Genomic DNA, 7,154 nt, shown 5'->3' on the forward strand with positions numbered 1-7,154 from the left:
CACGAGCTTCGGCACGTCGGAATCGGCCGCCAGCGACCATCCAGCACTCGCTGTTAGTAATCACGCGCGTAATAGAAACCGCGCGGGCTAGCCGCTACCCCTTTACGACGACCTTGACAAAATCGGCCTCATAGAAGCTGCGAGCAACTTGCAGGGATGCTCCGACTCCGCAGCATATCGTGGCTGCATAATTAGTAGTTATACTGCCACGACCTTGAGGACATGCTTGAACGTGCACTTGCAGCGTGCGCTCCATCGCGCGAGCTTAGCAGCTCCCCTACGCGCGCTGTCGCGCAGAGTGTGCGGCCTGAGTTCCGTCCCGCTCTTCGCGGTACGTCACTTGGATGCCCTGAGCGCTCCCGCTCTACAGGCAAACCGGTCGCGTGCATCTCGGCGCGCAGAGCGCATACCTAAGGCTGGATGAGAATCGATATCCATACCCACACCCTAAGGTGCAAGTCGGGGGACGCTCCCACGAGAGCCATTTCGCCGACTGCCTTCTGCGACACCATTCTGTCTACCGACGTTGGCATCGTCGCAATTACAAACCACAACGTGTTCGACCTCGATCAGTACCGCCTTATTGGAGCGGGACTAGCGACGAGCGCTCAGGTATGGCCAGGAATAGAGCTCGACATCGTCGAAGGAGGCGAGCGGGGGCATCTCATTGTCATTGCGTCGCCGCAACGTGTGGAGGCGTTTGCCGCTGCCGTAGCAGAAACTACGCAGGGGCAGAGTCCCGATACGTTTGCCGCCACGGCAACGCAGGTTCTAGAGCGTTTTGATCACCTAGAGCCGCTATATGTCGCTCACTACCGCCAGAAGAAGCCGAATCTCTCAGATTCGGCGCTTGAAACCTTACTTAACGGCACACAACATCCGGGACGAGTAATTAAGGAGGTCACCAATTCCATTTCAGCAGGCATATACATCTCACATGGCCACGCCTCGATGTACGGCTCCGATGTTCAAGATTGGTCGGAGTACGTTGCTCTGTCGCGCGAGCTACCCGAACTCCGCCTGCCAGTGGATAGCTTCGAGCATTTTTGTCTCTTGCTCGAAAAGGATCCGACAACAATCAACACCGCACTTACCCGCAAGACTTCTGAAGTATTGTTGCTCCAGCCCTTTGAGGATGAGAGCTTTGTCCAGCTCAGAGTCTACAACGACATAAATATTCTTTTCGGGGCAAAGGGTACGGGCAAATCTTGTATTCTCCAATCCGTCGCAAAGCACTATGCCGAAAGCGGCCTCAACGCGACAGTGTACGAGCCGGGGAGCGATCGCCTACACGAGATCTTCGACCTTAAGGGCAATGATCTCCAAATCAATCTCGATACGTACGATATCAACTATTGCTCTGATGAAATCGAACTTATCCGTGGGGCAGAAGAGGCTAGTGTAACAAGCCTAAACAAGTACGTCGCATACTTTGCGTCCAAGAGTACCAATCGCAGCGCTAAACGTATCCTTCTGAAGGATATTGATCCCGAGGAAGAAGGAGGTGCGAAGCGCATATTCTTGAACGCTGTAGAGGCGGCTGAGAAGACGAGGGTGTATCTCAGTTTCCTACAGGTAAGTGAGACCGCTCGCGAAGCCGTGGGCGAGGATGTGCTTGCGGAACTGGTGCGCATGCTTTCCACGCTGCTGCACGCTCTGGAGGCGAAGAAGTGGGATGCGTTTGTCGCATGGAAGGAAGTGCGCCTGCTTAACGCCGCGATTGGGGTATTCCGCAAGGAAGTTGAGCGCAAAACAGGCACTCCGGCCAAGCCGACCACGACCGGGTTCCGAGAGTACGCGGCTAATCGTATTCAGATCGCCGCCAGCGCCGCAGCGGTTCTGCAAAGCATCGATACAGCGGTCCCGCCGATAGTCATATCGATTGGCACGCTCGGCGACAATAAGGGAACACTTACACTACGCACTGAGTTCACGATTCAAACTGGCAAGGTGGTAGCCGGCGAACTGAACAGTCTAACAGGCGTCAAGAAGTCGACACAAAAGAAGTTTGCTGCCGAAGTCCGCATGATAAAAGCGCGCGCATATAGTGACAGCCTCTTTCAGCATATCGCACGCCTCAGGGAGATCGAGGATGTTGAGGACATTAAGACTGTCTATGAGCTAGTGCTATTTCGGAGATACTTCGCGCTAAATGGGCGGGCATATGAGCCGTCCAGCGGAGAGGCGTCGATGGTGATGCTTCAAGCCGAGCTTGAGAAGGATGCCGACGTCTACATTCTCGACGAGCCGGAAAGAAGCCTTGGCAATGAGTACATCAGTGACGTCATCGTACCGCTGATCAAGGAACGCGCAAAGACGGGTAAGCGAGTCTTTATTTCCACTCACGATGCCAATATTGCCGTAAGAACGCTTCCGTACAGCTCCATTTATCGCTCGCATGGACAAGATGGGTATCGGACCTACACCGGCAACCCATTCAGCAATAAACTTGTCAATGTAGTTGACGATAGCGATCAGCTCGATTGGCGTATTGTGAGTATGAGAACACTCGAAGGTGGTCCAGCGGCGTTCGGAGAGCGAGGGCGGATCTATGGTCAAGATTAAAGCCTCTGTGCAGAGCGCTCAGGACAAGCACTTTATTGATATCGCACTTGACAGCGATGTCGTTCGCATACCGATCTCTGAGGATAATCCCAATCAGGTGAAAAGCGCATTTAACAAGCTTCTCGAGCGGACGCGCTCCGGGCAATTCACTATAGAGCTAGAGTCAGATAGCGATGATCTCTTTTCGCATGTTGCGAAGGAATACATCGCTCAGTTGAATCGTGAGCTCCAAGAGATTTGGAAGGAAATGAAGCAACACAAGTTGGTGGGCAGCGAAGCCCGCTAACATCTGGCATCTGGTGCCGGCAGTATAACGTGCGTTGGAGCAGACAGAGCGGCTATCGATGGAGCGCGCTCCGCGCGCTCTCTTACTGATCGCCCTGCAGCTCAACTTGGGCGTTAGACGGATGCGAACTCCTCGACCACGATGAGGAAAGCTATGGGGATATCTCCCTATGTGGCTCGACTGCGTCAACGGATCGGCACGTCACGACTCCTGCTCCCGTCAGTGGCAGCAATCGTGTACGGAGAGTTAGGGGAAATACTTCTAGTGCGTCAGCGTGATGGGCATGCCTGGAGCACACCTGGTGGAGCGGTCGAACCCGATGAGAATCCAATCGATACAGTGGTCCGTGAGACGTGGGAAGAAACCGGACTTGTGGTGCAGCCGACGGCATTGATCGGCGCCTTCGGTGGTCCGGATTTCGTCGTGCGTTACGGCAACGGGGATGAGACTCAGTACGTAATGTCTGTTTTCGAGTGCTCCGTTGTGGCGGGCGAGCTCACGAGCGCGAACGATGAGGTAACGGCGTGCCGATTCATTAGTGAAGCTGAGTTCCGCACCCTCGTTGTAACGCCTTGGACTAGAGAGGTACTTCCCCTTTGCTATACACGGCCGAGCAAGCCAATCATTGGGCCCGTCAATTGGGCTCCTCCGATTGCCGGTTCGCATCCAGCCACCGTCTAACACTCGCTGAAGCTGACATGCGATTTGATGAAGCTCGCTGCGCTCGCTACTGTATGATTCGCTCGCAGCTTAGCTGAAGCGTTAGACGGGCAACCACGCAGAGACGCCGAGCGTAGCGTTCACGCCCTATGACGATCAGGAATCATTGGATTGGCGCCGCGCTAGCAAGTATCGGCGCAGTCAGAAATGACGCTACACTCGCGCGTAGGTCGACTCTCTCATCTGCATCCCGTCCCCGTCGTCGTCACCATTGAGGTACTGCGCCAGATATCGGATCCCTTGGGCAATCTCCATGACGTGTCGAAACGATTCGATCGAAAACGGCCATAGATAAGGGTGGAACGGCGAGGCCGGTTCAAAGTCGTTCCGACGATGCAACTGATACTGGGCGACGAGATGGAAGAGTTCCGGGAAGACCTGCTCAATGCTTTGAAACGAGTCGGCGTGGGCCGCAACGGTTTCGCAATGGTCTAGCAAGGGCTCGATCCAGTCGTCCTCGTTGGCCACGCTGGGTCCCGACGGTACCAGCGAGAGAAGCCGCTCGCCATCAGGCCCCATTCGCTCGATGCGCCGGCGCGGCCTGTCGCGGTACGCCGACATGGCTTCGACCGCCCTCGGGAGGTGAACAAGTGTCGCGCGCAGTTCCGGCGAATGCGCCTGCATGCAATAGGTGATCCACGTCGACCACTCACGGGCAGCCTCGTCGCTGAAGGGAGAATCGTCGTCCCTCGTCGCACCAGCGAGCTGGCACCCAATGGACGTGGAGCGAATGTGAAGTTCGTGCTCGCGCACACGTTGGCGAATCTCGGCCGGAGCCGGAAGGTCCGACACCCCCTCACGCTCCGCCAGCAAGCCGGCTGTCGCGAGCGGAAGAATCAGATCGGCCTTTGCGATGAGCCGCATGTCAGCTTCCGTCAGCACGCCGTCCGCAGTTGCCCACCGGATTCTGCGGCCGCCGACACGCTGAGCATGAGGATCCTCCCCCCAGCACTGACGGTAGGCCTGCGCGATCGATGCGATGAGCCTGGGGCGCCAGATGTCCGAGTTCATCGCGCCCTCCCGAATATGAAGTCGGAATCGACCGCGACGGCCTTTGGTACGATCGTGAAATGGTTGCCGTCGCGCAGCTTGTAGTTGGCATCTCGCGCGTACTGATTCTGGATGACGACATGGTCGTCTTCGCCGTGAGCCGTACGCGCAACGCGCAGCCCGCACGCCTTAGCTGCCACGGGAGACTCCTTAATGCGATCCTTGACATGGTTCTCAAGTCTCTTGAGGAGATCTGAACCCTCCTTGAGATCCATAACCGCTGAGACTCCGCCGTTACGAACGAACTGGATCGCCGAGAGGAGTGCCTCCGTCCCGACGTACTTCATGAGCCAGGGGAGCTTGGAGCCGAGGAGCGCCGGCGCGAGGAGCAGCTGATCGACCTTCCACGCTGGTGGCTGGGCCAAGTCCTTCTCACCGCTAATCGCGCTCGCCAGTTCCGTCAGAGCTGTTCGCGCGACGACCGCGCCTAGCGAGTGCGAGACGATGTCGATTGTGGCATACGTCGGTTTTGGCCGACCAGGAGGCAGCGACTCGTGGATGAATGCCGGCGAAGCGCCGTCCAGCAGCCCTTCCAGCGCTTCCCTGAAGCGTCGCGAAGCGCGAGGGATCGTCGTTCCAAGGCTCTTGTAGTCAAAGTAGAACACGTCGGCACTAGCCATCTCGGGCCGCTCGACCAGCAGCCGGAACGGCACCCAGACATCCCAGCTGCTCATGAGGCCGTGCACGAAGACCACCGCCCGGTTGGCGGGCTCGAAGCTCCATCGGGCGAATAGGTACGCCCGCTCTCGCGATTCCCATACCTTGTATGACGCCGTGCGCGTGATTTCCATCGCCGTTGGCTGGGTGGTCCATAATTCTCGCAGCAAACCCCCGGCGCGGCCAGACAGAACCAATCCAAGCCGTGTTCCGCCGCGATCCAGATTTCGGACTTCCTGTCATGCATTGGGGCAGCGCCGGTCTAACGAGGAGTTGTAGCTGACGGCGCTCCACGGAAGCGGCTGGCTCGCTGCGCTCGCCTGCCGCACTATTGATGAGGGCCGCAGCTAAACTCCGACGCGTTAGGCTGGCTTCCTCCACTACATAGGTATGATCGCGAAAATCGTTTATTGGCTTCTACTCTAAGGCCTTTCACCCACCGTCGGCTACAACCATTAATCCGGCGCGCGCCGTCATCATCGCCGCGACTGGTACCGCAGATCGTGCGATTTTGCGGATTTGCCACCGCGCTCAGCGCCGCATTGACTGCATGCGCGGTTACGCAGCCAGCCCTCGCACCTCAGCCTCTGATCGGAAGCGGCCGAGGTGTTGACCACGTAACACTGCTCACACAGGACGTGGCAGCGGCAGCAAAGCGATTCGCGGACGATTTCGGTTTCACGGTCGGGCCCACGCGGAAGCTGAGCTTCGGATTCGAGAGTGCAGTCATCTACTTCGCCGACCTCACATACATCGAGCTATACGCAATCCATGACCGCAAAGTAGTGGGCGAATCGACTGAGGCCTTCGCGCTCGAGGCGCCAGAAGGTCTCACCTGGGTCACGCTGCATGTTGACTCCGCTCGACGTGCGGCAGAATTCCTGCGCCAGCTCGGCAAGCCAGTGTTCGGCCCGGACAGTATACCAGAAAGCGAAGAGAACTGGCGTTTTAAGCTCACTGGCCCGCAGCAGGCGTTTCTCCCCGGAGGGCGGATCTATTTCATCGAGTACAACGAAGCTGTGCGCGCGCGCTTTCGGACAGAGAACCGGGCCATGGTTCAGTCTCGTGAAATCCACCCAAACACGGCGCAAGGCCTTCGCAGCATCTGGATCACGGTCGCTGACCTGACTGCAGCCGCAGCGATTTACACATCGGCTGGCATGGCTACCGGACCCGAGTTCGAGCTTGCTGCGCTATCGACACAAGCACGCGAGATCCGCATGCGCGGTGGTACGATTCTCCTCGCCCTTCAGAGCGCTGGCTCGCCCTCACGGAACGCTGCATTCACAGGCATCAGCATCAAGGTCGGGAGCATCGACGCCATCCGAACCCGTGTCCTAAAACGGCGGGGGCTCAACCTTGAGCCGTACGCTGGCCGGTACGGCCGAAGCGTGCGCATTCCGGCGTCGCTTGGGTACGGAACAGTCATCGAGTTTTTTCAGTGATTTGCGCCGGGGCATTGCGAGCGGATCTGCCTGAACGGCTGCGCAGAATAAGACGGATCGAAATACGCCCGAGTAAACCGGCGTATATCTGCGGTGAACACAATGAGAAGAAGGCACGAATTCTCCAAGGCCCAGAGAATTCCCTGCCCCAAGCGCCTTAAGCAATCCCTGACGATGGGCTTTACACCACAACGGTGGTGTACAAGGCGTATGGGCTGGCGAACTCGATGTCCGTATGAACACGCATCAGCCTGTATGTACGCGACTGCGCGGCATTTGCGACCGCCTCGCTGTGAGCAGCCGGGGAGATAGGTAACAAGTCTGTCCAGCAACATGGGTAACACTTTGGATGTTATCCACGAATGATGTAATCACGCTCATTCAATGTGGCAATGAGTACGGTGTTGAAGTAGATGGACCAGACGCCGTCA

At 57.4% G+C, this 7,154-nt stretch carries 6 protein-coding genes; 4 read left to right on the top strand and 2 right to left on the bottom strand.

The features are described from left to right. The first annotated feature begins 555 nt into the window (after positions 1-555). The 3 genes from VES88_18310 to VES88_18320 all read left to right on the top strand — a co-directional run bounded on the left by VES88_18310 (position 556) and on the right by VES88_18320 (position 3,532). Positions 556-2,565, top strand: coding sequence for a hypothetical protein (locus VES88_18310; protein HYN83439.1), 2,010 nt, complete (start codon positions 556-558; stop codon positions 2,563-2,565). After that, the gene (locus VES88_18315; GenBank protein ID HYN83440.1) at positions 2,552-2,851 is read left to right on the top strand and encodes a hypothetical protein; all 300 of its coding nucleotides are present in this window, start codon (positions 2,552-2,554) and stop codon (positions 2,849-2,851) included. The genes VES88_18310 and VES88_18315 overlap by 14 nt, the downstream gene beginning before the upstream one ends. A gap of 153 nt (positions 2,852-3,004) precedes the next feature. Then, the gene (locus VES88_18320; protein HYN83441.1) at positions 3,005-3,532 is read left to right on the top strand and encodes an NUDIX domain-containing protein; all 528 of its coding nucleotides are present in this window, start codon (positions 3,005-3,007) and stop codon (positions 3,530-3,532) included. Positions 3,533-3,724: 192 nt separating this feature from the next. Here the strand turns inward: VES88_18320 and VES88_18325 are convergent, their stop codons facing one another. Further along, positions 3,725-4,582 (bottom strand): hypothetical protein, encoded by an 858-nt coding sequence (locus VES88_18325; GenBank protein ID HYN83442.1) that lies wholly within the window; start codon positions 4,580-4,582, stop codon positions 3,725-3,727. Then, a complete protein-coding gene (locus tag VES88_18330; GenBank protein ID HYN83443.1) occupies positions 4,579-5,412 on the bottom strand; it encodes an alpha/beta fold hydrolase in 834 nt (277 codons plus the stop codon). Before VES88_18330 ends, VES88_18325 begins: the two co-directional genes overlap by 4 nt. Positions 5,413-5,781: 369 nt before the next feature. Between VES88_18330 and VES88_18335 the strand changes: the two genes are divergently transcribed. Then, entirely contained in the window at positions 5,782-6,723 is a 942-nt protein-coding gene (locus VES88_18335; GenBank protein HYN83444.1) for a VOC family protein, read from the top strand. The last annotated feature ends 431 nt before the right edge of the window (positions 6,724-7,154 follow it).

The sequence above is a fragment of the Gemmatimonadaceae bacterium genome, from assembly GCA_035633115.1.
In the GTDB taxonomy this organism is placed as follows: Bacteria; Gemmatimonadota; Gemmatimonadetes; order Gemmatimonadales; family Gemmatimonadaceae; genus UBA4720.